23 protein-coding genes and 5 tRNA genes are annotated in these 26,099 nt (G+C 63.4%); 21 read left to right on the forward strand and 7 right to left on the reverse strand.

The annotated features are described in order from the left end of the window. Positions 1-292: 292 nt before the first annotated feature. Positions 293-1,102 (forward strand): sensor histidine kinase, encoded by an 810-nt coding sequence (locus IM738_RS06040; protein WP_236964993.1) that lies wholly within the window; start codon positions 293-295, stop codon positions 1,100-1,102. Here the strand turns inward: IM738_RS06040 and hpnC are convergent. Next, positions 1,077-2,012, reverse strand: a complete 936-nt coding sequence (gene hpnC, locus IM738_RS06045) for a squalene synthase HpnC (RefSeq protein ID WP_236964994.1) — start codon at positions 2,010-2,012, stop codon at positions 1,077-1,079. The two genes, IM738_RS06040 and hpnC, sit on opposite strands and share 26 nt — an antisense overlap. A gap of 218 nt (positions 2,013-2,230) precedes the next feature. Here hpnC and IM738_RS06050 point away from each other — a divergent pair, with 218 nt between their 5' ends. The 13 genes from IM738_RS06050 to IM738_RS06110 all read left to right on the forward strand — a co-directional run bounded on the left by IM738_RS06050 (position 2,231) and on the right by IM738_RS06110 (position 15,478). Next, a complete protein-coding gene (locus tag IM738_RS06050) occupies positions 2,231-3,337 on the forward strand; it encodes an efflux RND transporter periplasmic adaptor subunit (protein WP_236964995.1) in 1,107 nt (368 codons plus the stop codon). 8 nt (positions 3,338-3,345) lie between these two features. Continuing rightward, entirely contained in the window at positions 3,346-6,501 is a 3,156-nt protein-coding gene (locus IM738_RS06055; protein WP_236964996.1) for an efflux RND transporter permease subunit, read from the forward strand. Positions 6,502-6,587: 86 nt separating this feature from the next. Further along, positions 6,588-6,674 (forward strand) — tRNA-Leu (locus IM738_RS06060). 68 nt (positions 6,675-6,742) lie between these two features. Then, the gene (gene tig / locus IM738_RS06065) at positions 6,743-8,053 is read left to right on the forward strand and encodes a trigger factor (protein WP_236964997.1); all 1,311 of its coding nucleotides are present in this window, start codon (positions 6,743-6,745) and stop codon (positions 8,051-8,053) included. A 192-nt stretch (positions 8,054-8,245) separates the two neighbouring features. Further along, on the forward strand, positions 8,246-8,863 hold the full coding sequence (clpP, locus tag IM738_RS06070; protein ID WP_236964998.1) for an ATP-dependent Clp endopeptidase proteolytic subunit ClpP: 618 nt from the start codon (positions 8,246-8,248) through the stop codon (positions 8,861-8,863). Positions 8,864-9,015: 152 nt separating this feature from the next. Continuing rightward, positions 9,016-10,281 (forward strand): ATP-dependent Clp protease ATP-binding subunit ClpX, encoded by a 1,266-nt coding sequence (gene clpX, locus IM738_RS06075; protein ID WP_236964999.1) that lies wholly within the window; start codon positions 9,016-9,018, stop codon positions 10,279-10,281. Positions 10,282-10,363: 82 nt separating this feature from the next. After that, entirely contained in the window at positions 10,364-12,796 is a 2,433-nt protein-coding gene (lon, locus tag IM738_RS06080) for an endopeptidase La (RefSeq protein WP_236965000.1), read from the forward strand. Between the two features lie 88 nt (positions 12,797-12,884). Then, positions 12,885-12,960: transfer RNA gene (locus IM738_RS06085), tRNA-Gly, on the forward strand. Positions 12,961-13,033: 73 nt separating this feature from the next. Beyond that, positions 13,034-13,107, forward strand: a tRNA-Cys gene (locus tag IM738_RS06090). Positions 13,108-13,131: 24 nt separating this feature from the next. Further along, a tRNA-Gly gene (locus IM738_RS06095) sits at positions 13,132-13,207 on the forward strand. A gap of 141 nt (positions 13,208-13,348) precedes the next feature. Then, positions 13,349-13,437: transfer RNA gene (locus IM738_RS06100), tRNA-Leu, on the forward strand. 43 nt (positions 13,438-13,480) lie between these two features. Then, complete coding sequence (locus IM738_RS06105) at positions 13,481-14,104, forward strand: DUF6806 family protein (RefSeq protein ID WP_236965001.1); 624 nt, start codon at positions 13,481-13,483, stop codon at positions 14,102-14,104. 75 nt (positions 14,105-14,179) lie between these two features. Continuing rightward, the gene (locus IM738_RS06110) at positions 14,180-15,478 is read left to right on the forward strand and encodes an MFS transporter (RefSeq protein ID WP_236965002.1); all 1,299 of its coding nucleotides are present in this window, start codon (positions 14,180-14,182) and stop codon (positions 15,476-15,478) included. 12 nt (positions 15,479-15,490) lie between these two features. Here the strand turns inward: IM738_RS06110 and murI are convergent, their stop codons facing one another. Both murI and IM738_RS06120 read right to left on the reverse strand, forming a co-directional pair. Next, a complete protein-coding gene (gene murI / locus IM738_RS06115) occupies positions 15,491-16,318 on the reverse strand; it encodes a glutamate racemase (RefSeq protein ID WP_236965003.1) in 828 nt (275 codons plus the stop codon). After that, the gene (locus IM738_RS06120) at positions 16,315-17,868 is read right to left on the reverse strand and encodes a fumarate hydratase (protein ID WP_236965004.1); all 1,554 of its coding nucleotides are present in this window, start codon (positions 17,866-17,868) and stop codon (positions 16,315-16,317) included. Before IM738_RS06120 ends, murI begins: the two co-directional genes overlap by 4 nt. Positions 17,869-18,000: 132 nt before the next feature. On the opposite strand from IM738_RS06120, the gene fumC reads away from it, so the two are divergent. Next, on the forward strand, positions 18,001-19,386 hold the full coding sequence (gene fumC, locus IM738_RS06125; RefSeq protein ID WP_236965005.1) for a class II fumarate hydratase: 1,386 nt from the start codon (positions 18,001-18,003) through the stop codon (positions 19,384-19,386). Between the two features lie 63 nt (positions 19,387-19,449). On the opposite strand, the gene IM738_RS06130 is transcribed toward fumC, so the two are convergent. Continuing rightward, positions 19,450-20,049, reverse strand: a complete 600-nt coding sequence (locus IM738_RS06130) for a TIGR00645 family protein (protein ID WP_236965006.1) — start codon at positions 20,047-20,049, stop codon at positions 19,450-19,452. A gap of 203 nt (positions 20,050-20,252) precedes the next feature. Here IM738_RS06130 and acs point away from each other — a divergent pair, with 203 nt between their 5' ends. Then, on the forward strand, positions 20,253-22,247 hold the full coding sequence (acs, locus tag IM738_RS06135; RefSeq protein ID WP_236965007.1) for an acetate--CoA ligase: 1,995 nt from the start codon (positions 20,253-20,255) through the stop codon (positions 22,245-22,247). Positions 22,248-22,371: 124 nt separating this feature from the next. Here the strand turns inward: acs and IM738_RS06140 are convergent, their stop codons facing one another. After that, a complete protein-coding gene (locus tag IM738_RS06140; RefSeq protein ID WP_236965008.1) occupies positions 22,372-22,599 on the reverse strand; it encodes a hypothetical protein in 228 nt (75 codons plus the stop codon). 307 nt (positions 22,600-22,906) lie between these two features. Beyond that, positions 22,907-23,734 carry an IS1595 family transposase gene (locus IM738_RS06145; protein ID WP_272907802.1) on the reverse strand — a complete coding sequence of 276 codons (828 nt, stop codon included), beginning with the start codon at positions 23,732-23,734 and terminating at the stop codon, positions 22,907-22,909. A gap of 96 nt (positions 23,735-23,830) precedes the next feature. On the opposite strand from IM738_RS06145, the gene IM738_RS06150 reads away from it, so the two are divergent. From IM738_RS06150 to IM738_RS06170, 5 genes are all read left to right on the forward strand, one after another. Continuing rightward, entirely contained in the window at positions 23,831-24,010 is a 180-nt protein-coding gene (locus tag IM738_RS06150; protein ID WP_236965010.1) for a hypothetical protein, read from the forward strand. A gap of 471 nt (positions 24,011-24,481) precedes the next feature. After that, entirely contained in the window at positions 24,482-24,742 is a 261-nt protein-coding gene (locus IM738_RS06155) for a type II toxin-antitoxin system prevent-host-death family antitoxin (RefSeq protein ID WP_236965011.1), read from the forward strand. A gap of 9 nt (positions 24,743-24,751) precedes the next feature. Beyond that, entirely contained in the window at positions 24,752-25,168 is a 417-nt protein-coding gene (locus IM738_RS06160) for a type II toxin-antitoxin system VapC family toxin (RefSeq protein ID WP_236965012.1), read from the forward strand. Between the two features lie 16 nt (positions 25,169-25,184). Next, on the forward strand, positions 25,185-25,559 hold the full coding sequence (locus IM738_RS06165; protein WP_236965013.1) for a helix-turn-helix domain-containing protein: 375 nt from the start codon (positions 25,185-25,187) through the stop codon (positions 25,557-25,559). Beyond that, complete coding sequence (locus tag IM738_RS06170) at positions 25,560-25,844, forward strand: hypothetical protein (RefSeq protein WP_236965014.1); 285 nt, start codon at positions 25,560-25,562, stop codon at positions 25,842-25,844. Positions 25,845-25,856: 12 nt separating this feature from the next. On the opposite strand, the gene IM738_RS06175 is transcribed toward IM738_RS06170, so the two are convergent. Continuing rightward, entirely contained in the window at positions 25,857-26,099 is a 243-nt protein-coding gene (locus IM738_RS06175; RefSeq protein WP_236965015.1) for an AbrB/MazE/SpoVT family DNA-binding domain-containing protein, read from the reverse strand.

Below are 26,099 nucleotides of genomic sequence, written 5' to 3' on the forward strand. Positions count from 1 at the left end.
GATTGAAGGACCGACGGCGTGCCGTGCATCACGGGGACGGGCCGCTATGGGCGGTTCCGGCCCGCTTCGGTGCCGTTGGGCGGTTGCGTTCAGGGGTTGTCCAGTGGGTGTCCATCCCGGAGGTATGCCGCAGCCCAGGGGTGCTGTGGGCCGGAAAATGCGATGTCCGTCACATTGGGTGTTGAAAAGGCAACGGACGGCGGCGCGCGGCGTGGCGCACGAAGGTTTGTTTGCCGTAAGGCGTTAGTGTTGTGTCTCTGGGTGTTCAGCCCAGCGTTTTGCCACCTTTTCATTGACCCATGACGTCCCACCGCGATTCCCCCACCCGCTGGCCCTGCGTTCCGTCTCGATGGAACCCGATTCGGGCTCGGGGCCGTCGCACGCCGCGTCGGCGGCGGCGCTGGCGGCGCGCCTGGATTCGGCCGAGCAGACCTTGCGCGACATCGCACAGGCCCTGGCCCACGACCTGCGGACCTCCTTGCGCCATGTCATCAGCTACGCGCAGTTGCTGGGCGACCCGGCCTACGCCGACCAGCCCGAGGCGGCCAAGCGCATTTCGCTCAAGGTGCTCGACTCCAGCCGCCGGCTTCAGCGGCTGATGGAGTCCATGGCCGCGCTGGCCCGGCTGCAGGTGGCCGACGTGCAGCTGGAAACGGTGGACACCACCGCGCTGTTGCGCCGTTTGATCCGGGAGCTGGACGAGCGCACCCACGGTCACCGTGTGGCGTGTGTGCTGGCGCCCGACCTGCCGCCCGCCGTGGCCGACGCCGGTTTGCTGCGGCGCGTCTGGCAGGAGCTGCTGGACAACGCCTGGCGCCACGCGCGCAGCCACGTGTCGCCGCGCATCGAGGTGAGTTACGAGGCGGTGCCCGGCGGACACGCCTACTTCGTTCACGACAACGGGCTGGGCTTCGAGCCTGAAAAAGCGGCCGAGCTGTTCGGCCTGTTCCAGCGCGCACAGGGTGCGCCCGACCCGGGCCTGGGACTGGGCCTGGCCATGGTGCGGCGCATCGTCGAATGCCACGGCGGGCGGGTCTGGGCCACAGCTCGCCCGGGCGAAGGCGCCCGCTTCGGCTTCAGCCTGCCCGAGCGCGCCGTCTGAGGCCCATCCCGAACGCGGCGCGCCACAGCAGCAGCGGCACGTCCGCCTTGCCCAGCGTGGGGCGCGTCTGCCAGCTGCGGTGCTGGATGGCGTCGATCTTGTCGAGGATGCGCAGACCCCCTTGCACGACCAGCCGCAGTTCCCATCCCGCGCGCCCGGGAAGGCTCAACGCCAGCGGGGCGCCCCGGTTCATGAGCGTGCGGGCCCGGTCACACCGTTCGGCCACCAGCGCCTGGCAGCGGGCCGTGCGGTCGGCATCGACGGGGCCGGAGAAGTCCGCCAGGCTCAGCCCGTGGCGGTTCAGCGCGTCGGCCGGCAGGTAGTTCCGCTGGCGCGGCAGGTCCACGCTGATGTCCTGCCAGAAGTTGATGAGCTGCAAGGCGCTGCAGATGGCGTCGCTTTGCTGGAGCGAGACCTCGTCGTCAATGCCATACAGGTGCAGCAGCAAGCGCCCCACCGGGTTGGCCGACAGCCTGCAATAGGCCAGCAGCTCGGTCTCGTCGGCGTAGCGGTGGCCGATGGCGGTGTGGCGCACATCTTGCTCGAAGGCGCTGATCAGGTCGTGCAGCAGCGGACCGGGCAGGCCGTGTTGCCGGATGGCCCGGGCCAGCGGGCCGAAGACGTGTTCCCAGGGCGTGTCCTGCCCGGCGGGGAGGCTGTCGCTCAGCGCGTGCGCCAGGGCCAGCCGGTAGCTGGCCAGTTCGGCCAGGCGCTGCCTGGGCGAGGCGTCACCTTCGTCGGCGATGTCGTCGGCCGTGCGGGCAAAGTGGTAGATCGCCATGACCGCCGGACGCAGGGCTGGCGGGCACAGCAGCGAGGCCACCGGAAAGTTTTCGTAGTGGCCCACACCCGCCGACAGGGGCGCCGGAGCGGCGGCGGTGGCAGGAGAGGGCGGGGCGGGCGGGGTCATGCGGGCGGGACTTCGGTGGTTGCAGGGTTTGGCAGTGAACGGCGCTGGCCGCCGTCTGCGTCGGGCAGAGTGGCGCGCCGTTGAACGGGTGCACACCTGCGAAGATTGCACTACAATTTTGGTTACTAACCGGTCAGTCATTAATATGATTCACCGGTTTTCTTCCGATTTTCGGCGCAAACCGTGGTGGTGGGCGCCGCCATCAGCCGACCGACACCATGAACATCCGCCCGCTCATCCTTGTTTCGACGGCCGCCCTGCTGCTGACCGCGTGTTCCAAGCCCGAGGCACCGCAAGAGCCGATCCGTGCGGTCAAGCTGCTCAAGGTGAGCAGCGGCACTGTGCGCGGGCAGAGCGAGTACGCGGGTGAGGTCAGGGCGCGCACCGAATCGCGCCTGGGGTTCCGGGTGGGCGGCAAAGTGACGCAGCGTCCGGTCGAGGTGGGCCAGCGGGTGGTCGCGGGTCAGTTGCTGGCGCAACTGGATGCGCAGGACCTCGCCCTGTCCAGCCAGGCGGCGCAGGCCCAGGTCAGCGCGGCGCAGACCCAGCGCGATCTGGCAGCAGCCGACCTGAAACGGTACATGGATCTGAAAAACCAGGGCTTTGTGAGCGGCGCCGAGATCGAGCGCCGGCAGGCCACCCTGCAGGCGGCCGACGCGAGCTTGCGTCAGGCCCGCGCGCAAGGCTCGGTGCAGGGCAACCAGGCCGGTTACGCGCGGCTGCTGGCCGATGGCGCCGGCGTGGTGCTGTCGGTGGAAGCCGAGGTGGGGCAGGTGGTCGCCGCCGGCACGCCGGTGGTGCGCCTGGCCAGAGACGGCGCACGCGATGTGGTCATCGCCGTGCCCGAGGACAAGCTGGCCCAGGTGCGCATCGGGCAGGAGGCTCAGGTGCGGCTGTGGGGCAACGGGGTGCCCGGGCAGGCGCCGCTGGAGGGCACCGTGCGGGAGGTCGCGGCCAGTGCCGACCCGGTCACCCGCACTTTCCAGGTCAAGCTGGCCCTGCCGGCGGGTGCGAGCGCGCCGCTGGGCGCCACCGCCACGGTGTCGCTGCCGGCGACCGGCGGCGTGGCCGTCGCGGCCATCAAGCTGCCCACTAGCGCGCTGATGAGCGCACCCGGTGGCGCGAAAGGCGAGACCGCCGTGTGGGTCTTTGACCCCGCCAGCCACACGGTGGTGCTGCGTCCGGTGGTCGTCGGTGGTGCCGAAGGCAATGACCTGTTGATCGCGAAGGGTTTGAAAGACGGTGAGGAGGTGGTCGCGGCGGGCGTGCATGTGTTGTCGCCGGGCCAGAAGGTCACGCGCTTCGCCGCTCCCGCCACCGAGTGAGGTCGCGCATGAATCCGCAAACCCACAACGCCCATCCCGAACCCACTTCCTGGGTGTCGCGATTCAACCTCTCGCAGTGGGCCCTGGACCACCAGGCCTTCACGCGCTACCTGATGATCGTGCTGATGCTGCTGGGCGTGGCTGCCTATTTCCAGCTTGGCCAGGACGAGGACCCACCTTTCACCTTCCGCGCCATGGTCGTTCGCGCCTACTGGCCGGGTGCCACCGCACAGGAAGTGGCCGAGCAGGTGGCCGACCGCCTGGAGAAGACGCTGCAGGAAGTGCCTTACGCCGACAAGATCCGCAGCTACTCCAAGCCGGGCGAAACGCTGATCATCTTTCAACTCAAAGACAACTCGCCTGCAGCTGAGGTGCAGCAGGTCTGGTACACGGCGCGCAAGAAGATCGGCGACATGCGGGCGACGCTGCCACAGGGCGTGGTGGGTCCGTTCTTCAATGACGAGTTCGGCGATGTGTACGGTGTCATCTACGCGCTGCAGGGCGACGGCTTCTCCCCAGCCGACAAGAAGCAGGTCGCCGACACCGTGCGCCAGCGGCTGCTGCGGGTGAAGGATGTGAACAAGGTCGAGCTGTTCGGCGTGCAGGACGAGAAGCTCTACATCGAGATTTCCCACCAGCGCCTGGCCACGCTGGGTCTGGACATGCAGCAGGTGCTGGCCGCCCTGGGCCAGCAGAATGTGCTGGAGTCGGCCGGCGCGGTGCAGGCGCCGCACGACGTGGTGCAGGTGCGCGTGGGCGGGGCGTTCAATTCGGTCGAACAACTGCGTGCGATGCCGGTGCGGGCCGCCAACGGCACCCAGCTGCGCCTCGGCGACTTCGCCGACATCCGCCTGGGCTACGTCGATCCCGAGCAGGTCAAGGTGCGCCACAACGGCAAGGACAGCGTGGCCCTGGGCATCTCCATGGCCAAGGGTGGCGACATCATCGCCCTGGGCGAGGCGCTGAAGACGGCGGTGGCCGACATCGAGCGCAACCTGCCCGCCGGCATGCAGCTGGTGCAGGTGCAGGACCAGCCCAGCGCGGTGACCCGGTCGGTGAACGAGTTCGTGAAGGTGCTGATCGAGGCCGTGCTGATCGTGCTGGCGGTCAGCTTCCTGAGCCTGGGCCTGCACCGGCGCGAGGGCGGGACCGGATGGCGCCGCTACCGGCTTGATGCGCGCCCCGGCCTGGTTGTTCTCATCACGATTCCCCTGGTGCTCTCGATCACGTTTCTGGCCATGCAGTACTGGGGCATCGGGCTGCACAAGATTTCGCTCGGTTCGCTGATCATCGCTCTGGGCCTGCTGGTGGACGACGCGATCATTGCGGTCGAGATGATGGTGCGCAAGCTGGAAGAGGGCTATTCGATGATGAAGGCCGCGACCTTCACCTGGGACGCCACCGCCATGCCGATGCTCACCGGCACCCTGATCACCGCCGCGGGCTTCCTGCCCATCGGCATGGCGAACTCGACGGTGGGCGAATACACCTTCGCCATTTTCGCGGTCACCGTGATCGCGCTGGTGCTGTCGTGGATCGTCGCAGTGATGTTCGTGCCCTACCTGGGCGTCCGGCTGCTCAAGGTGAAACCACACGTCGGCCCCGCCCACGAGGTGTTCGACGGACCGTTTTATGTGCGTTTCCGGGCGCTGGTGAACTGGTGCGTGCAACACCGCTGGATCACCATCGGTCTCACCATCGCCACCTTCGTGCTGGGCATCGTCGGCATGGGCAAGGTGCAGCAGCAGTTTTTCCCCGATTCGAGCCGACCCGAGATCATGGTCGATCTCTGGCTGCCTGAAGGCGCGAGCCTCACGGCCAACGACGCGATCACGCGCCGGGTCGAGGCGCGCATGGCGAAGGAGCCAGGCGTGAGCAGCGTGAGCACCTGGGTGGGATCGGGCGTGCCGCGCTTCTATCTGCCCCTGGACCAGGTGTTCCCGCAAAGCAACGTGTCGCAGCTGATCGTGTTGCCCAAAGACCTTGAGGCACGTGAACGCATCCGCAAGGCATTGCCGGCCCTGCTGGCCACCGAGTTCCCCGAGATCCGGGGTCGTGTGAAACTGCTGCCCAACGGGCCACCGGTGCCGTACCCGGTGCAGTTCCGCGTGGTCGGCACGGACCCCGCGGTGCTGCGCGGCCTGGCCGACGAGGTCAAGGCGGTCCTGCGTGAGAACCCGAACATGCGCGGCGTGAACGACAACTGGAACGAGTCGGTCAAGGTGCTTCGCCTGGACGTGGACCAGAGCAAGGCGCGTGCGCTGGGCGTGTCCAGCCAGTCGATCGCACAGGCCGCCCGCACCATCCTGAGCGGCAGCACCGTCGGGCAGTACCGCGATGGCGACAAGCTGATCGATATCGTGCTGCGACAGCCGCTGTCCGAGCGCGACGCCATCTCCAGCCTGGCCAACGCCTACCTGCCCACGGTCAGCGGCAAGAGCATCCCGCTGTCCCAGATCGCGAGACCGGTGTTCGACTGGGAGCCTGGCGTGATCTGGCGCGAAAACCGCGATTTCGCCATCACCGTGCAGGGCGATGTGGTCGAGGGGCTTCAGGGCGCAACCGTCACGGCCGAGTTGCTGCCGGCGCTGCACAAGATCGAGGCGGGATGGATCGAACGCGGGCTGGGCGCTTACCGGGTGCAGGTCGCGGGCGCGGTGGAGGAGAGCAGCAAAGGCTCATCGTCCATCGCGGCGGGCGTTCCCCTGATGCTGTTCATCACGTTCACGCTGCTGATGCTGCAGTTGCAGAGCTTCAGCCGCTCGCTGCTGGTGTTCCTGACCGGCCCGCTGGGCATGGCCGGTGTCGCGGGTGCGTTGCTCTTGCTGAACCGTCCGTTCGGCTTTGTGGCGCTGCTCGGCGTGATCGCGCTGATGGGCATGATCCAGCGCAACTCGGTGATCCTCATCGACCAGATCGAGCAGGACCGTGCCCGCGGCGTGCCGGCCTGGGACGCGGTCGTCGAGGCGGCGGTGCGCCGCATGCGCCCCATCGTGCTGACGGCCGCCGCCGCTGTGCTGGCCATGATCCCGCTCTCGCGCAGCGTGTTCTGGGGCCCAATGGCGGTGGCCATCATGGGCGGTCTGATTGTCGCGACCGTGCTCACGCTCCTGGCCCTGCCGGCCATGTACGCGGCCTGGTTCAGGGTGAAAAAGGAAGCTTGAACCCAGCGGCTAGAATAGAAGGTTGCCGAAAAGCGGAAAGCATGCTTTGCAGTGTCAGTGCTGCGGGGCTTGATCACCGTGCAGGCGCGCGGGTGGCGAAATTGGTAGACGCACCAGGTTTAGGTCCTGACGCCAGCAATGGTGTGGGGGTTCGAGTCCCCCCCCGCGCACCACCTCAGATACAGCGATTTCCTGCGGCAGGCAGCACCTTCTGACCCGCCGTCCCTATTTGGAGAAAACCATGACCGTGACCGTAGAAACCCTGGAAAAACTGGAACGCAAGATCACGCTCACGCTGCCGGCCGACGTGATCCAGAACGAAGTCGCCAAGCGCCTCAAGCGCCTGGCCCGTGACGTCAAGATGGACGGTTTCCGTCCCGGCAAGGTGCCGATGAACGTGGTGGCCCAGCGCTACGGGTACTCCGTGCACTACGAGGTGATGAACGACAAGGTGGGCGAGGCCTTTGCCACCGCCGCCGACGAGGCCAAGCTGCGCGTGGCCGGTCAGCCCAAGATCACCGAGAAGGAAGAGTCGCCCGAAGGCCAGCTGGCTTTCGACGCCGTGTTCGAGGTGTACCCCGAAGTCAAGATTGGCGACCTGGGCACCGCCGAGGTCGAGAGGGTGTCGTCGGAAGTGACCGACGCCGCCATCGACCGCACGCTGGACATCCTTCGCAAGCAGCGCCGCACCTTCGCACAGCGCGCGCAAGACCAGGCCGCCACCGACGGTGACCGCGTCACCATCGATTTCGCCGGCAAGATCGACGGCGAAGCCTTTGACGGTGGCAAGGCAGAAGCCTTCCAGTTCATCGTGGGCGATGGCCAGATGCTCAAGGAATTCGAAGACGCGGTGCGCGGCATGAAGTCGGGCGAGTCCAAGACCTTCCCGCTGCCGTTCCCCGCCGATTACCACGGCAAAGATGTGGCCGGCAAGACGGCCGACTTCCTGGTCACCGTCAACAAGATCGAAGCCGCCCACCTGCCCGAAGTGGATGAGGCCCTGGCCAAATCCCTCGGCATTGCCGAAGGCACGGTGGAAGGTCTGCGCGCCGACATCAAGAAAAACCTGGAGCGCGAGGTCAAGCACCGCCTGCAGGCCCGCAACAAGCAAGCCGCCATGGATGCCCTGGCGGCCAAGGCCGAGCTGGACCTGCCGAAGTCGGTGGTGCAGTCCGAACTCGACCGTCTGGTGGAAGGCGCGCGCGCCGACCTCAAGCAACGCGGTGTGAAAGATGCCGACAAGGCGCCGATCCCTGACGACCTGTTCCGCCCGCAAGCCGAGCGCCGCGTGCGCCTGGGCCTGGTGGTGGCCGAGCTGGTGCGTGCCAACGAGTTGCACGCCAAGCCCGAGCAGATCAAGTCCCACATCGAAGATCTGGCTGCGTCCTACGAAAAGCCGGCCGACGTCGTGCGCTGGTACACCAGTGACAACCGCCGCATGGCCGAAGTGGAAGCGATCGTGATCGAAAACAACGTTACCGAATTCCTGTTCGCCAACGCCAAGGTCACCGACAAGGCGATCGGTTTTGACGAGCTGATGGGTCAGGCCTGATCGGCAAGGCCTGACGCAGGCAGCCGACGCGAGCGACAAGGGCGGAGGAATCCGCCCTTTTTTTTGCGGCGCGGCTTGTCTTTTGTGGTCGGCACGCCATATGCAAGCCTCTGACAAAGCCGCTGCGGGGTTGCGGCTTTGTCGGGTTGGTTACAGTAGTGACATGGTCTCAAACACACACCGGAGAAACGCATGAGCGCAATGGACATTCAGGGTTTGGGCATGGTGCCCATGGTCATCGAAACCTCGGGCCGCGGTGAGCGTGCCTACGACATTTATTCCCGTCTGCTCAAGGAACGGGTGATCTTCCTGGTCGGTGAAGTCAATGACCATTCGGCCAACCTGGTGGTGGCGCAGTTGCTGTTTCTGGAAAGTGAAAATCCCGACAAGGACATTTCGTTCTACATCAACTCGCCCGGCGGCTCGGTGAGCGCGGGCATGGCGATTTTCGACACGATGAACTTCATCAAGCCCGATGTGTCCACCCTGTGCTGCGGCTTCGCTGCCAGCATGGGTGCCTTCCTTTTGGCGGCCGGCACCAAAGGCAAGCGGTTTTCACTGCCCAACTCGAAAATCATGATTCACCAGCCTTCGGGCGGCAGCCGCGGCCAGGCGACCGAGATCGAAATCCAGGCCCGCGAGATCCTCAAGACCCGCGAGCAGCTCAACAAGATCCTGGCAGAACGCACCGGCCAGCCGCTGGACCGCATCGCTCGAGACACCGAGCGCGACTATTACATGTCCGCCGCCGAGTCTGCCGAGTACGGTCTGATCGACAAGGTGATTGAAAAGCGCCCCACCGCCGCCTGACCACGGAAGCCGTGGTTGGTCGCTAGAAAAAAAGGCCTGTTCTGGCAGCGGAATGGGCCTGATTGGCCCTCTTTTCCCTCGTTTGAGCCTGTGTGGGCTTGAACTATCATTGATTCCACCGCTCCCAACAGGCATTCCGGACCTCCAGACCCATGGCCGACAAAAAATCCGCCTCCAGCGAAAAAGCGCTCTACTGCTCGTTTTGTGGCAAGAGCCAGCACGAGGTCAAGAAACTGATCGCCGGCCCATCGGTGTTCATCTGCGACGAGTGCATTGACCTGTGCAATGACATCATTCGCGACGAACTGCCTGGCCTGGAGTCGGTCAAGTCGTCCAGCGACGATGTGCCGACGCCTGCCGATCTCAAAGGCAATCTGGACAACTATGTCATCGGACAGGAAGCGGCCAAACGCGCGCTGGCTGTGGCGGTCTACAACCACTACAAGCGCCTGCGCCACAAGCAGAACGCCCGCAAGGATGATGTCGAACTGGCCAAGAGCAACATCCTGCTGATCGGCCCGACGGGTTCGGGCAAGACCCTGCTGGCCCAGACCATGGCACGGATGCTCAACGTGCCGTTCGTCATGGCCGATGCCACCACGCTGACCGAGGCCGGTTATGTGGGAGAAGACGTCGAGAACATCGTGGCCAAGCTGCTGCAAAGCTGCAACTACGACGTCGAACGCGCGCAGCAGGGCATCGTCTACATCGACGAGATCGACAAGATCACCCGCAAGTCCGACAACCCCTCGATCACCCGCGACGTCTCGGGCGAGGGCGTGCAGCAGGCGCTGCTCAAGCTGGTCGAAGGCACCATGGCCAGCGTGCCGCCCCAGGGTGGCCGCAAGCACCCGAATCAGGATTTCCTTCAGGTGGACACGACCAATATCCTGTTCATCTGCGGTGGCGCGTTTGCCGGGCTGGAAAAGATCATCGAGAACCGCACCGAGGCCTCTGGCATGGGGTTCAGCGCGGTGGTCAAGAGCAAGCAGCAGCGCAGCCTGACCGATGCCTTCAAGGAAATCGAGCCCGAGGACCTGATCAAGTTCGGGCTGATCCCCGAGCTGGTCGGTCGCGTGCCCGTGATCGCCGCGCTGTCGGAGCTCAGCGAGGATGCGCTGGTGGAGATCCTCACCGAGCCTAAGAACGCGGTGGTCAAGCAGTTTTCGCGTTTGCTCGCCATGGAGGGCGCGGAGTTGGAAGTGCGTCCCGCGGCGCTGAAGGCGATCGCGCGAAAGGCACTGGCTCGCAAGACCGGTGCGCGCGGACTGCGTTCCATCCTGGAAAACGCGCTGATCGACACCATGTTCGATCTGCCCGGCATGAGCAATGTTGAAAAAGTCGTGGTCGATGAGTCCACGATTGAAGAGAACAAACCCCCCCTGCTGGTGTACCGAGAGGCGGCCAAGCAGGCTTGAGCGCGTGCGCTGTGTGGTGCGCAACGCGCTGGCTGTTGCGAGGCCATCGCGTTGTTTCACCGAAACCTTGTAGAGGTTAGATATGTCCGGACAAATTCCCCTGCCCAGCACGCCCGTGGACCTGCCTTTGTTGCCGCTGCGCGACGTGGTGGTCTTCCCGCACATGGTGATTCCGCTGTTTGTGGGGCGCCCCAAGAGCATCAAGGCCTTGGAAGCGGCCATGGAGGCAGAGCGCCGCATCATGCTGGTGGCGCAAAAGGCCGCAGCCAAAGATGAACCTTCGGTGGACGACATGTTCGAGATGGGCTGCGTCGCCACCATCCTGCAGATGCTGAAGCTCCCCGATGGCACGGTGAAGGTGCTGGTCGAGGGTGTGCAGCGCGCGAAGGTGCTGGCGATCCAAGAGGGTGAAAGCCATTTCGTGGCGAACGTGACCCCGGTTGATCCCAGCCAGGAAAAGCTGGCCACGCAGTCGAACGAGCTGGAAGCGTTGCGCCGTGCGGTGATGCAGCAGTTCGACCAGTACGTCAAACTGAACAAGAAGATTCCGTCGGAAATCCTGACGTCAATCTCCAGCATTGATGACCCGGGCCGCCTGGCCGACACCATCGCGGCGCATCTGCCGTTGAAGCTGGAGTCCAAGCAGGTGGTGCTGGACCTCGATCCGGTCAACAAGCGCCTGGAGAACCTCTTTGAGCAGCTGGAGCGCGAGGTCGACATCCTCAATGTGGACAAGAAGATCCGTGGCCGCGTCAAACGCCAGATGGAGAAGAACCAGCGCGACTTCTACCTGAACGAGCAGGTCAAGGCGATCCAGAAAGAGCTCGGCGAAGGCGAAGAAGGCGCTGACATCGAAGAGATTGAGAAGAAGATCAAGGCCGCCAAGATGCCCGCCGAGGCGCGCAAGAAGGCCGATGCCGAGTTCAAGAAGCTCAAACTGATGTCGCCCATGTCGGCCGAAGCCACCGTGGTGCGCAACTACATCGATGCACTCGTCGCACTGCCCTGGAGCAAGAAGACCAAGATCAAGCACAACCTCGCGCACGCCGAAGAAGTGCTCAACGAGGATCACTACGGACTGGACAAGGTCAAGGATCGAATCCTCGAATACCTCGCGGTGCAGCAACGCGTGGACAAGGTCAAAGCGCCTATCCTGTGTCTGGTCGGTCCTCCGGGCGTGGGCAAGACCTCATTGGGGCAGTCGGTGGCCAAGGCCACTGGTCGCAAGTACGTGCGCATGGCGCTGGGTGGCATGCGCGACGAGGCCGAAATCCGTGGCCATCGCCGCACCTACATCGGTGCCATGCCCGGCAAGGTGCTGCAGAGCCTCTCCAAGGTCGGTACGCGCAACCCACTGTTCCTGCTCGACGAGATCGACAAGCTGGGCACCGATTTCCGCGGTGATCCGTCCAGCGCTCTGTTGGAGGTCCTTGATCCCGAGCAGAACCACACCTTCGGTGATCACTACGTTGAGGTCGATTTTGACCTGTCGGACGTGATGTTCGTGGCTACCTCGAACTCGATGAACATCCCGCCAGCCTTGCTGGACCGCATGGAAGTGATTCGCCTGTCGGGTTATACGGAAGACGAAAAAACCAACATCGCGATTCGTTACCTGTTGCCCAAGCAGTTGAAGAACAACGGCATCCGAGAAGGCGAGTTGACCGTCAAAGACGAAGCGGTGCGGGACATCGTTCGTTACTACACCCGCGAGGCGGGCGTGCGCTCGTTGGAGCGAGAACTCGGCAAGATATGTCGGAAGGTGGTCAAGGGTCTTCTGCTCAAGAAATACACCCCGACAGTGGTCGTGGATGCGGAAAATCTCAACGACTTCCTGGGGGTGCGCAAGTACAACTACGGTCGCGCCGAAGCACAGAACCAGGTCGGTCAGGTGGTCGGGTTGGCGTGGACGGAGGTGGGTGGAGATTTGCTGACGATTGAAGTCGCGATCATGCCTGGCAAGGGCGTGATCACTCGCACCGGGTCACTGGGTGACGTCATGAAAGAGTCGGTGGAAGCGGCGCGTACCGTGGTACGCAGCCGCGCGCGCTCCCTCGGCATCAAGGACGAACAATTCGACAAACGCGACATCCACATTCACGTACCCGACGGCGCGACGCCAAAAGACGGCCCAAGTGCAGGCGCTGCCATGACCACGGCACTGGTGTCTTCGCTCACGGGGATTCCCGTGCGCGCCGATGTCGCCATGACCGGTGAGATCACGTTGCGTGGCGAGGTGACAGCGATCGGTGGATTGAAAGAGAAGCTTCTGGCGGCGCTGCGCGGCGGGATCAAGACCGTGATCATTCCGGAAGAGAACGTGAAAGATCTGGCCGAAATACCGGACAACGTGAAGCAGGGGCTGGAGATTGTTCCGGTGAAGTGGATCGACAAGGTGTTGTCCATCGCGCTCGAACGCATGCCGGTTCCATTGACCGACGAAGAAGTGGCAGCGCAACTGGCTGCGGCTGCCGTGCGCGCTCCCGCGACGGCGCCCGATGCCGTGAAGCACTGACTCAAAAAATTTGAGGGGGCTTGAAAAGAGTGCGTTTTCTGAGCTAGAATTTCAGCTTCCGACGAACATCACCAAACGTCGGAAGTTTGCGGGAATAGCTCAGTTGGTAGAGCGCAACCTTGCCAAGGTTGAGGTCGCGAGTTCGAGTCTCGTTTCCCGCTCCAGTATCAAAAAGGGAAGCAGGGCTTCCCTTTTTGTCGATGGCGGTGGAGAGGGGTTTCCCGATCCGGCGTTTTGGGCGCGATAGCAAATCGGTTATGCAACGGATTGCAAATCCGTCTAGCCCGGTTCGACTCCGGGTCGCGCCTCCAAGTCTACAGCTGGTGTCAGACAATGCGGGAATAGCTCAGTTGGTAGAGCGCAACCTTGCCAAGGTTGAGGTCGCGAGTTCGAGTCTCGTTTCCCGCTCCAATATCAAAAAGGGAAGCAGTGCTTCCCTTTTTTATTGCTCCTGCGCTGGCGTGTCTTCAGCAGTCCAAGCCTCCTTTGCGGGCGCCTTGGCCGCAACGGCGGCCAACGGTGCTGCGAGTGAACCTGCGACAATCACCAGTGGCCTCGATGGTGAAATTGGTAGACACAGCGGACTTAAAATCCGCCGGCTTTAACAGGCCGTACCGGTTCGATTCCGGTTCGAGGCACCACACCTCTAGGCTTTTGCGGTTTTCGTCGCTACAGTGAGTTTCCATGACCCGATACAACGCGCCTTTTGAAATCCATGTGCATGGGGACGTGCCCCTGCGCGAGGACGTGGCCTACAGCCAGATTCAGGATGCGCTCAAGCCGCTGTGGCAGTACGCTGGCGCGCGTTCGCTCGCCGCTGCCGCCGAGAGCACCTACGAGGACGAGCCCGGCATCCGGTTCGATGCCGAGGCTCACCTGCTTCAGATGTGCTGGACAGTGCCAGGCGACGAAGATTTCCGGCAGGTGATCGAAGAAGCATGCATGGGGCTTAACGACATTGCGGCCTCTGGGGCTCCCCTGGAGGTGTCGTTTTACGACACCGAGTTCGACGAAGAGGATGGGTCGTCGGAAGAAGAGGCGCGTGACGACTTCATGATGTGTTTTGTCGGTCCGACGCCGGCGGCAATCATGCAGGCTCAGCGCGACCTGCTGGTGGAAGATGTCGTGCACGTCATGGAGCGGCACTTCGACGCCTCGGAGCTGGGCAGTGTGGTGACGGCCATCGACGGGTTGTTCACGGAGCGCTTCGATGCGCTCGTGAGTTCCATGCAGTTGGGGAAGCCACCCCGCGGGCATGGGGGATCGTCCGGTCATGGTGGCGGGCGCAAGCCTCGACACCTCCATTGAAGCTCAGGCTTCGTTTGTTCGCGGTGCGCCTTCGTCTGGGCGGGCGCGTTCCAGCAATCTCCGAATAGGATCCGGATGAAGGTGTTTTCTAACGACGCCCTCAACCCGGGCGTCCGCAAGCGTGAGCTGTTGGGGTGGGCGATGTACGACTTCGCCAACTCGGGTTACACCACGGTCGTTCTCACGGCCGTTTTTGCCGCTTACTTCGTGGGTGCCGTGGCAGGTGGTGCTCCGTGGGCAACGTTTGCGTGGACGGCTGCGCTCAGTACCTCGCACGCGATCGTCATGTTGAGCATGCCGGCCATCGGTGCCTGGGCCGACCGACATGGCGCCAAGAAGCGCTTGCTCGTGCTCACGACCTTGGGTTGCGTGGTGACCACGGCGGCGCTCTCGCTGGTGGCACCTGGCGGCGTGGCACTGGCCATCGGGTTGGTCATCTTGTCCAATGTCTTCTTCTCCTGGGGCGAGTCGCTGATCGCCGCCTTTCTGCCTGAACTGGCTCGACCCGACTCCATGGGCCGTGTCAGTGGTTGGGGCTGGAGTTTTGGCTACCTGGGTGGCATGTTGGCGTTGGGCTTGAGTTTGGTGATCGTGCTGCAGTCCCAGGCCGCAGGAAAGACCGCTGAACAATTTGTGCCGCTGACCATGCTGCTCACAGCCGGGCTGTTCGCAGTGGCCTCCCTGTTCACATTTGCGCTGCTGCGAGAGCGCACGATGCCCAGCCAAAGCCAGCCAGTGGCCAACGCGGTGTCGTCATGGCGGAACTTGCTTGACACGTACCGGCGTGCCAAACGCTACAAGGACTACATGTGGTTGTTGGCCTGCGCGGTGGCTTACCAAGGCGGGGTGGCGGTCACGATCGCCCTTGCGGCCATCTACGCTGAACAGGTCATTGGCTTCGCGCAGCAGGAAACGATGGTGCTGATCTTCGTGCTGAACATCGCCGCTGCGCTGGGGGCCTTTGCGTTCGGGTACTGGCAGGACCGTATCGGTCACAAGCTGGCCCTGGGCATCACGCTGGTCGGGTGGATGGCGACCTGCCTCATTGCGGCGCTCACCACCACCAAAGGCGGTTTCTGGTACGCCGCCGTCATCGCCGGACTGTGCATGGGATCCAGCCAGTCGTCCGGGCGCGCCATGGCCGGGCTCTTTGCGCCGCCAGCCCAACTGGCCGAGTTCTATGGCCTCTGGACATTTGCGACGCGCCTGGCCAGCATCATCGGACCCTTGACCTACGGTGCTATCACCTGGGCCACCGATGGCAATCAACGCCTGGCCATCGCATCGACCGCGGTGTTGTTCGCCGTGGGGCTGGTGTTGCTCCAGCCGGTGAACATGGCGCGGGGTCGTCAGGCCGCCCTGGCGACCGATTGAGGGGAGCGCCCGTCAGCAAGCCAGATGCTGACCCGGAATTTTCAAGCCCAACCAGCGCTGGGCCGCCCGTGCCAGTGGTTCCGGATCACCCGTGGACAGCAGGGTGACCCCTGGAACGACGACCGGCCGGGTTTCCGGACGGGGCAAGGCTTCCAGCACCTGGCGCGTGCGTCGTGCCACGGGCGCACCGGTTTCCACCATCGTGACGTTCGGACCGCAGAGCGCCTGCAAGATCTCTGAGGCGAAAGGGTAGTGGGTGCAACCCAGCACCAGCGTGTCCATCGGGGCCAAGGTGCTGGTCTGGGAAAGCAGCGCTCCGATGTAGCGTTGACTCAGCGCTCGGATGGCGGGTTGGTCGTCCCGCTCGATGGCGTCGGCAAGACCGTCGCATGCCTGGAGGCTGAAGTGCAGGGGCGTGCGGGCCTCACTCTGGAGCCGATCGCGCAATCGGGCGACACGGGCGCTCTCCACGGTGCCCCGCGTCCCGATCACACCCACATGGCCGGTGTGCGTGAGGGCCGCTGCCGGCTTGAGCGCCGGCTCCACCCCGACGATGGGCCAGCCCAGGTGTTGCTCGCGCAGGCCTTCAATGGCCAGGGCTGTGGCGGTGTTGCAGGCCACGACCAGCGCGTCGATGTGAAACGTTTCGCGCAGGCGCCGGGTGATGCGGTGCGCGCGCTCGGCCACTTGCTCGGCACTGCGTTCTCCGTAAGGGGCGTGAGCGCCATCGGCGAGGTAGACAAAGTGCGCCTGCGGCATTTCGGCGAGCAGGGCCTGGAGCACGCTCAGGCCCCCGACCCCGCTGTCGAATACCCCGACCGTGAAGCTGCTGGAATTCAAGCGCTGGCGACCGAAATGCCCTTGAACTCGCCCGAGGCGATGCGCTGGCTCCACTCGGCCGGGCCGGTGATGTGGGCGCTGGTGCCGCCCGCGTCCACCGCCACGGTGACAGGCATATCCACCACGTCGAACTCGTAAATGGCTTCCATGCCGAGGTCGGCAAAGCCCACCACCTTCGCCGTCTTGATGGCTTTGGAGACGAGGTAAGCTGCGCCGCCCACGGCCATCAGGTAGGCGCTCTTGTGCTTCTTGATGGCTTCGATCGCAACGGGGCCGCGCTCGGCCTTGCCGACCATGGCGATCAGACCCGTCTGGGCCAGCATCATTTCGGTGAAGCCGTCCATGCGCGTGGCGGTGGTGGGGCCGGCGGGGCCGACGGCCTCGCCCTTGACCGGATCGACCGGGCCCACGTAGTAGATGACGCGGTTGGTGAAGTCCACCGGCAGCTTCTCGTCCTTGGCCAGCATGTCCTGGATGCGCTTGTGCGCGGCATCGCGGCCGGTGAGCATCTTGCCGTTGAGCAGCAGGGTGTCGCCCGGCTTCCAGCTCGCCACTTCGGCGGCGGTGAGCCCGTTGAGGTCCACCTTTTTGCTCTTGACGTAGTCGGGCGTCCATGCCACGTCGGGCCACAGGTCCAGGCTCGGCGGGTCGATGTAGACCGGACCGCTGCCGTCGAGCACGAAGTGCGCATGGCGCGTGGCGGCGCAGTTGGGGATCATGGCCACGGGCTTGCTGGCCGCGTGCGTGGGGTACATCTTGATCTTGACGTCGAGCACGGTGGTGAGGCCACCGAGGCCCTGCGCGCCGATGCCCAGCGCGTTGACCTTCTCGAACAGCTCCAGGCGCATTTCTTCGACCTTGCTGAGCTTCTCGCCTTTGGAGGCCTTGGCCTGCAGCTCGTACATGTCCAGGTCGTCCATCAGGCTTTCCTTGGCCATGAGAACCGCCTTCTCGGCGGTGCCGCCAATGCCGATGCCCAGCATGCCGGGCGGGCACCAGCCGGCGCCCATGGTGGGCACGGTCTTGAGCACCCAGTCGACCACGTTGTCACCCGGGTTGAGCATGACCATCTTGGACTTGTTCTCGGAGCCACCGCCCTTGGCGGCCACGGTCACCTCCACCGTGTTGCCGGGCACGATCTCGGTGAAGATCACAGCGGGCGTGTTGTCCTTGGTGTTCTTGCGGTCGAACTGCGGGTCGGCCACCACGCTGGCGCGCAGCGTGTTGTCGGGGTGGTTGTAGCCCTGGCGCACGCCTTCGTTGATGGCGTCGTCCAGGCTGCCCGTGAAACCGTCCCAGCGCACGTCCATGCCCACCTTGAGGAACACGTTGACGATGCCGGTGTCCTGGCAGATCGGGCGGTGGCCGGTGGCGCTCATCTTGCTGTTGGTCAGGATCTGCGCGATGGCGTCCTTGGCGGCGGCACTCTGCTCGCGTTCGTAGGCGCGGGCCAGGTGGGCGATGTAGTCGGCCGGGTGGTAGTAGCTGATGTACTGCAGGGCGGCGGCGACGGATTCGATCAGGTCGTTCTGGCGGATGCTCGTGGTCATGGCGTGGGGCAATGGTGTGGACGTGGACAAGGCGCGCCGCGCTGGTGGCACGGCTCAAGGTCTGCTACGGTGGGATCAGCCCGTTATTTTGACAGGCCCAGCCTTTCGCCGGCTGACGACTGGAGCCAAGCCATGAACACCCGGACCGAACGCGACAGCATGGGGCCCATCGATGTGCCCGCAGACCGCTTGTGGGGCGCGCAAACCCAGCGCTCGCTCGAACACTTCGACATCTCGGGCGAGCACCTGCCTGTGGAGCTGATCCGCGCGCTGGCGCAGGTCAAGCGCGCCTGCGCGGTGGTGAACCAATCGCTGGCCGGGTTGGACAGTCGCACAGCGCAGGCCATCGTGGCGGCCGCCGACGAGGTGATCGCCGGGCAGCACAGCGCCGAGTTCCCGCTGGTGGTCTGGCAGACCGGCTCGGGCACCCAGAGCAACATGAACCTGAACGAGGTGCTGGCCAACCGCGCGAGTGAGCTTCTGGGTGGCGCTCGGGGAGGCGGACGGCTGGTGCACCCGAACGACGACGTGAACCGCAGCCAGTCGTCCAACGACGTGTTCCCCACGGCCATGCACCTGGCGGCGGTGGAGGGGCTGACCCAGCGCCTGCTGCCGGCCTTGGCGGGTTTGCGCGAGACCCTGGCTGCCAAGGCGGTGGCCTTTGACGACATCGTGAAGATCGGCCGCACCCACCTGCAGGACGCCACACCTCTTACGCTGGGGCAGGAGATCTCGGGCTGGGTGGCGCAGCTGTCACACGCCGAACGTCATGTGCGCGCCGCGCTGCCGCACCTGTGCGAGCTGGCGCTGGGCGGCACCGCCGTGGGGACCGGGCTCAATGCGCCGCCCGGTTTCTCCGTTCAGGTGGCGGCCGAGCTGGCCCGCCACACCGGGCTGCCGCTGGTGAGCGCGCCCAACAAATTCGAAGCGCTCGCCAGTTGTGATGCGCTGGTGCATGCACACGGCGCCTTGAAAGGCCTGGCAGCCAGCCTGATGAAGATCGCCAACGACGTGCGCTGGCTCGCCAGCGGACCACGCAGCGGGCTGGGCGAGCTGTCGATTCCGGAGAACGAACCCGGCTCGTCCATCATGCCGGGCAAGGTCAACCCCACGCAGTGCGAAGCGCTCACCATGCTGTGCTGCCAGGTGATGGGCAACGACGTGGCGATCAACATGGGTGGTGCCTCGGGCAACTTCGAGCTCAACGTGTTCCGCCCGATGGTGGCGCACAACTTTCTGCAGAGCGTGCGCTTGCTGGCCGACGGCATGCGGAGCTTTGACCACCACTGCGCCGTGGGGATTGAACCGAACCGTGAACGCATCAATGAACTGCTGGCGCGATCGCTGATGCTGGTGACCGCGCTGAACCCGTACATCGGCTACGACCGGGCGGCACAGATTGCGAAAAAGGCGCATCGGGAGGGGCTGAGCCTGCGCGAGGCTGCGTTGGCGCTGGGTCTTGTCTCGGGTGAAGACTTTGACCGCTGGGTGGTGCCAGCCCGGATGGTGGGCCGCTGAGCGCCGGGCGAAAAGAATGCGGCCCGAGGGCCGCATTCTTTTCATCAGTGCGCTGAGTGGCGCTCAATGAGCGTCACCGGCGGGCTTGCTCATCAGCCGGTCGGTGTACGCGATCGCCATGGCACTGAGCAGGAACACCACGTGGATGATGGTTTGCCACATGAGCACCTTCTCGTCGTAGTTCGCCGCGTTGATGAAGGTCTTCAGCAGGTGGATTGACGAGATGCCGATGATGGCCGTGGCCAGTTTGACCTTCAGCACCGACGCGTTCACGTGGCTGAGCCACTCGGGCTGGTCCGGGTGACTCTCCAGATTCATGCGGCTCACGAAGGTTTCGTAGCCGCCCACGATCACCATGATCAGCAGGTTGGAGATCATGACGACATCGATCAGCGCCAGCACCACCAGCATGATGATGGTCTCGTTGAGTGCCGTAACCTCGAACGACTCCTTGTAGCCGATGCTCTTGACCAGGGCTGCCAAGGCGTCTTTGTTGCCGAAGGCGGCCTCGATCAGGTGGACCAGTTCGACCCAGAAATGGAACACATAGATGGCCTGGGCCAGAATCAGGCCCAGGTAGAGCGGGAGCTGCAGCCAGCGGCTGGCAAAGATGATGTTGGGCAGGGCCTGCAGATGACCCGTCGTTTTGGGAGGTTGACTCATGGAATGGCTGTCTGAAGAGGGGAGCCGCCGGGGCGGAAAAACTTGAGCGCCATTGTAGGTCTCCCTCACAATGCCCTCAGGGTTTGCTCGAACTCGCCGAGCCTTTCCGGCGATGTTCGCCGTTCCCGAGTAAGCGGCTCGTAAGAGCCTTTGCGCACATTCGCCAAGTTCACTGTTACCACATCCCAAGAGGAGACTTGCCCATGTCAACGCCGTCGTCGTCCATTGAATCGACCCTGGTTGAAAACCGTGTTTTCGAACCCAGCGAAGCTTTCCGCAAGGGGGCTCGCATTTCCGGCATGGACGCGTACAACGCGCTGTGCGCCGAGGCGGAGAGCGACTTTGAAGGCTTCTGGGCCCAACGCGCCCGTGAAACCCTGACCTGGAGCAAGCCCTTCACCAAGGTGCTCGACGAATCCAACAAGCCTTTCTACAAGTGGTTCGAAGACGGCGAGCTGAATGCCTCTTACAACTGCCTGGACCGCCACATGGGCACGCCGGTCGAGAACAAAACCGCGATCATTTTCGAGGCCGACGGTGGTGAAGTGACCAAGGTCACCTACAAGGAACTGCTGGCCAAGGTGTCGCAATTTGCGAATGCTTTGAAGGCGCGTGGCGTGAAGAAGGGCGACCGCGTTGTCATCTACATGCCCATGACCATTGAAGGCGTGGTGGCCATGCAGGCCTGTGCCCGCATCGGCGCAACGCACAGCGTGGTGTTCGGCGGCTTCTCAGCCAAGGCCTTGCAGGAACGCATTCAAAACGCCAGCGCCGTGGCGGTCATCACCGCCAACTACCAGCTGCGCGGTGGCAAGGAACTGCCACTGAAGTCCATCGTGGACGAAGGCATCGCCATGGGTGGTTGTGAGTGCGTGAAAGACGTGATCGTGTTCCAGCGCACGTCCACCGCCGTCAACATGGTGGCCGGTCGCGACAGTTTCATGCACGAGGTGATGGACGCCGAATCCACCGACTGCCCCGCCGAAATGGTGAGCGCCGAACATCCGCTGTTTGTGCTCTACACCTCAGGCTCCACCGGTACCCCCAAGGGCGTGCAACACAGCACCGGTGGCTACCTGCTGTGGGCCAACCTCACGATGAACTGGACCTTCGACCTGAAGGACTCCGACATTTTCTGGTGTACGGCCGACATCGGCTGGATCACCGGCCACACCTATGTGGCCTATGGCCCGCTGGCCGCCGGCGCCACACAGATCGTCTTTGAAGGCGTGCCGACCTACCCGAACGCCGGCCGCTTCTGGCAGATGATCGAGAAGCACAAATGCACGATCTTCTACACGGCGCCCACGGCGATCCGCTCGCTGATCAAGGCCGCCGAGGGTGACGAAAAGGTGCACCCGGCGCGCTCGGATCTGAGCAGCCTGCGCCTGCTGGGTTCGGTGGGCGAGCCCATCAACCCCGAAGCCTGGATGTGGTACTACAAACACGTGGGAGGAGAGCGTTGCCCCATCGTGGACACCTTCTGGCAGACAGAGACCGGTGGGCACATGATCACCCCGCTGCCGGGCGCCACGCCGCTGGTGCCGGGCTCCTGCACGCTGCCGCTGCCGGGCATCACCACCGCCATCGTCGATGAAACCGGCAACGATGTGCCCAATGGCGCGGGCGGCATCCTGGTCGTCAAGAAGCCCTGGCCGTCGATGATCCGCACCATCTGGGGTGACCCCGAGCGTTTCAAGAAGAGCTACTTCCCAGACGAACTCAAGGGCTACTACCTGGCCGGTGACGGCGCGGTGCGCAGTGTGGACCGCGGCTATTTCCGAATCACGGGCCGCATCGACGACGTGCTGAACGTGTCAGGGCACCGCATGGGCACGATGGAAATCGAGTCGGCGCTGGTGAGCAAGACCGATCTGGTGGCGGAGGCCGCCGTGGTGGGTCGTCCTGATGACCTGACCGGTGAAGCCATCGTGGCCTTCGTGGTGCTCAAGCGCTCACGCCCCACGGGTGACGAAGCCAAGGCGATTGCCAAGGTGCTGCGGGATTGGGTGGGCAAGGAGATCGGACCGATCGCCAAGCCGAAAGACATCCGCTTCGGTGACAACCTGCCCAAGACCCGCTCGGGCAAGATCATGCGCCGCCTGCTGCGCTCGATCGCGAAGGGCGAGGCCATCACCCAGGACACCTCCACCCTGGAGAACCCAGCCATCCTCGATCAACTGTCTGAGAACAACTGATCCTGTCGCGCGCACCTGGTGTCGAAAGATGCCAGGCAACGCTATTAGGTAGCAGTCGCCCATTGTGACGAGGGGAGGTGGGTTGTAGTCTCGGTGTCCCATGTACGTACCGAAGACCCCCTCCTCATTGAAATGGTTGCTTGATCGGCGAGCCCGCATCGCGGGCGAGATTGCAAAATCGCAAGACGCAGAGGGCGAGCGACTTGAAGCGCTCCAAGCCGAACTTGCGCGAATCGACACCCAGCGGGCAAAGCTTGTGCTGGCCGGCGATCGCATAGCTTCTGCGCACACGAGCTTGTGCGAAGCCTTGTGCCGCGACCTCGCGGCCATTGACCAAGTACTTCAGCTTCACGAGGTCTCAATCGACCTCAGTCTTCTCCCGCCAGTGCGTGGGCACAATAGGATCGCAGCGACGGACCACGGTCAGATGACCCGGCTCATCTTCGCGTGTTTGCGGTCTAGCTGTGGCAAGGCTTGCACCACCACGCAGGTGGCGTTGTATGTCGCATCCAAGCTGGGTTCGACAGGTCGCACGGAGAACTTTGACGACCTGCGCTATCGAGTGCGTTACCGGCTCAAGAAGCTCGTTTCCGAGCAGCGGTTGGAACGCCTGCATGAAGTCAAGGGCCGGATCGAAGGCTCCTGGCGACTACCCCTGGTCAGCTCTCGACCCGAAACTCGCCTGCTCGATGGTGCCCTTGCCAGTACCCTCGCCACCACCGCGATAGACCACAACTGAAAACCCGTTTGATCAGGTCCTTCAGCTTCTCCGATTCGGTTCTGGTTCGCACGTCTTCCCGCCATGCAAACTCCTGAGCGTAGTCCAGCAGGTACTTGGGACGGTAACCATGGAAGGTGCCGTACTCGGCCCGCCGCATGCGCGAGAAGAAGCTCTCGGCCTGGTTCTCGTTGACACCATCGATGGTGCTGAACTCAACGGAGTGTTCAACGCAGTGGTGGTCGAACCAAATCGACAGCGGCGTGTACGCGGCGTTCTCGTCGGTCATGACCGTTGATCCTGGTTCGATCAGGGTTGTCGCCAGACGAGTAGCTGCACGCTCGTTCTCGGTGTAGGCCACGGCCACGCGCGTTTTGTAGGCCCCCTTGCCGCCTTCGGGATACACCTCGCGCAACACCATCACGATGCGCTTGAGTGCTCGGCGCTCCCAGTTCTTCGCCTCGGCTTTGTTGCGAGGACGGCGCTTCTTGACGGGCTCTCCGCGCATCCTTGCCTCAATGGCCGCCGCTACGTCTTCCGGGCGCTGTTTGAAGCGTATGCGTCCCTTTCTGGGCTTGCCGCAAAAATGGCCTCCGTCGATTTCCACGAGACCAGTAAGCATCTCGGTGTCGCGATCACGGAAGAGGCACTCCCTGAGCTTGCCCGTCAACACCGTGGCCGTCTTGTTCTGCACATCCAGGATTCTGCTCAGCAGAAGGGCTGGCACACCTTTGGCAGAGGCTGCGTACAAGCTGAACGCCATTAGCAACTTCTTGAACCGGTTGATACCTGGCAGAAAAACATCACTGAGCGCTTAGTAACGGACTACCTGGCCGATCTTCTGCAGTCGCAGGCACGCACTGTCATGGCATTGCGGCAGCGCACGCAGGTCGTGGAACTCTTGGCGGCCAAGCAGCAGCGCATCGAAGCCCATCCGATGCGCTGGTTTCTGCGGAAACTGTATCACCAGTACGTCGGTATTGTGGTCAGCGCCACAGTAATTGGGGTGCTCGGAGTGCTTGTGGCGTTTACTTGGTTCAAGTAAACGTCCAGCGGAAATCGGACGCAGATAGTTCTTCAGCCATTACGCCGAGTTGAAGACCATTCGTTGAGTATTTGAGTGGATGAATCCGACGCGCTTTCGCTCCGCCGGTACAGTGGCACTCACAGTGTCCATGCTCATGCGCTACCACCATTCTTGACACTTGAGCTTGAGGGTGGCGTTCGCCTGAACGCCCACGCGCCGACCAGTCTGCACGCCTGGAGTCGGAACTGCGTGACGCACGCGCGGCTCTGGCCAAGAGCGAGCAGCAGGCCACAGACCTTCAGGCGCAGTTGGCCACAGCGGCTGATGTCCAAGCTGCTGGCAGGCCTGGAGGCTCGCCTGGCGCCTGCTGTTGCCGCAACCAAGGGCAAGAGGTAGGCAATTGCCTCGCTCGTGCCCCATCTTGGCCGAATTGACCCGAAAGCGAGTATGTCGTAACATACAAACATTCTCAAAATCGTGGAGGTCAACATGAGCATCCATACGTTCTCCAGCCGTGACTTCACACGCGATGTGTCGGCGGCCAAACGCGCAACGGCTGACGGCCCGGTGTTTATCACTGACCGTGGTCGCCCTGCTTTTGCGCTGCTCAAAATCGACGACTACTTCCGCATCGCAGGTCAGACCGAGCTGTCGCTCCTGGACATCATGGATGGCATTCCTGCTGGGGATGGCATTGAGTTCGATCCCCCTCGTTTGAATGTCCAGATCTCTGGTGCTTCCTTCGACTGAGGGGGCTCAATGTTCGTGCTGGATACCAACGTCATTTCCGAGCTGCGCCATGGCAAGCCCAACCAGTCTGCGCAGGTGAGGAGCTGGGCCGCTGGTCAACCGAGCAGTCGGCTTTTCCTGTCGGCCATTTCCATCCTAGAACTGGAGATTGGCATCCGGGCACTTGAACGTCGAACGCCTCCTCAGGGCAGCGCGCTGCGCACCTGGCTTTCTGGAGTGCGCGAGGCGTTCGCGGGCCGCATCTTGCCGTTCACAGAGACAACCGCGCCCGTGTGCGCTTCGCTGCACGTTCCAGATCCGCGCTCAGAGCGTGACGCGATGATCGCGGCCACGGCTATTGAGCACGGTTTTACCGTGGTGACACGCAACGTGTCGGATTTTGTCGATACGGGCGTTGCTCTGGTCAACCCTTGGAACAGCCCATGAAGACTCTCGCCCCTGCGTGGAACGCGTTTCAAAGCGCACTGCCGGTGCGATTCACGCCCAGGCTGAATATGATCGAGCTGTTGAGTTCATGAACCAGCTTCTCGACGTGGTGGGTGACGATGAAGAACACGAACTGGCTGGCATGCTCGAACTGCTGGGGCAACTGGTCGAAGACTTTGAGCACTCCCACTACTCGTTGCCCGATGCCGAGCCTGGCCAAGTGCTACGCTTCCTCATGGACCAGCATGAGCTGAAGCGGGCCGACCTGGCTCACGAGATCGGATTCCAGTCGGTGATCAGCGAGATGCTGAATGGGCACCGGCAAATCAACGCCCACCAGGCAGACTCACTGGCCCAACGCTTCGGCGTTTCCCCTTCGGTGTTCATCTGAATGGCCATTCGCAGCACCCCTCTTGGTTCGGTAACGGTCTCCGGTGATGAGGCGAAAGCTCTCACGCGCCAGCTCGTTTACGGCCGTAGCACTCGCGCGGCGATGGCTGCTGCAAAGAACGGGCGGCAACTGGTGCGCAGCTTCGATGTGCGCGGCTCAGTGCTCATCCACCTGTCACGAACCGATCAGGAGTGCGTTGCCCGGGCGCTGGAATCGCAGCCAACACCCGCAGCAGCCTTGAAACGAGCCTGCGATCGACGCAACAAGCTCTTGCCCGCCGAGTGAGCTGCGCGCCATTCATCGTTCTTCCATTCCGCGTGCCGCCACGGCCTGGTTCATCTCCTGAACTGACATGACCTTGGTGGGCTTGCCGAACATGCCCTTCAGCTCAGTCACTGAGTGGTTCGCTGCAATGAGCAGAAATTGGCCGGTCTCGATCTGCACGAACTCAATCCGGTCCCCTGCGCCCACTGCGAGCGCTTGACGCACATTCACCGGGATGGTGATCCGTCCTCTAGATGTGATGGTTGCAGTGGGCAT

Source organism: Hydrogenophaga sp. SL48 (assembly GCF_021729865.1).
GTDB lineage: Bacteria > Pseudomonadota > Gammaproteobacteria > Burkholderiales > Burkholderiaceae_C > Hydrogenophaga.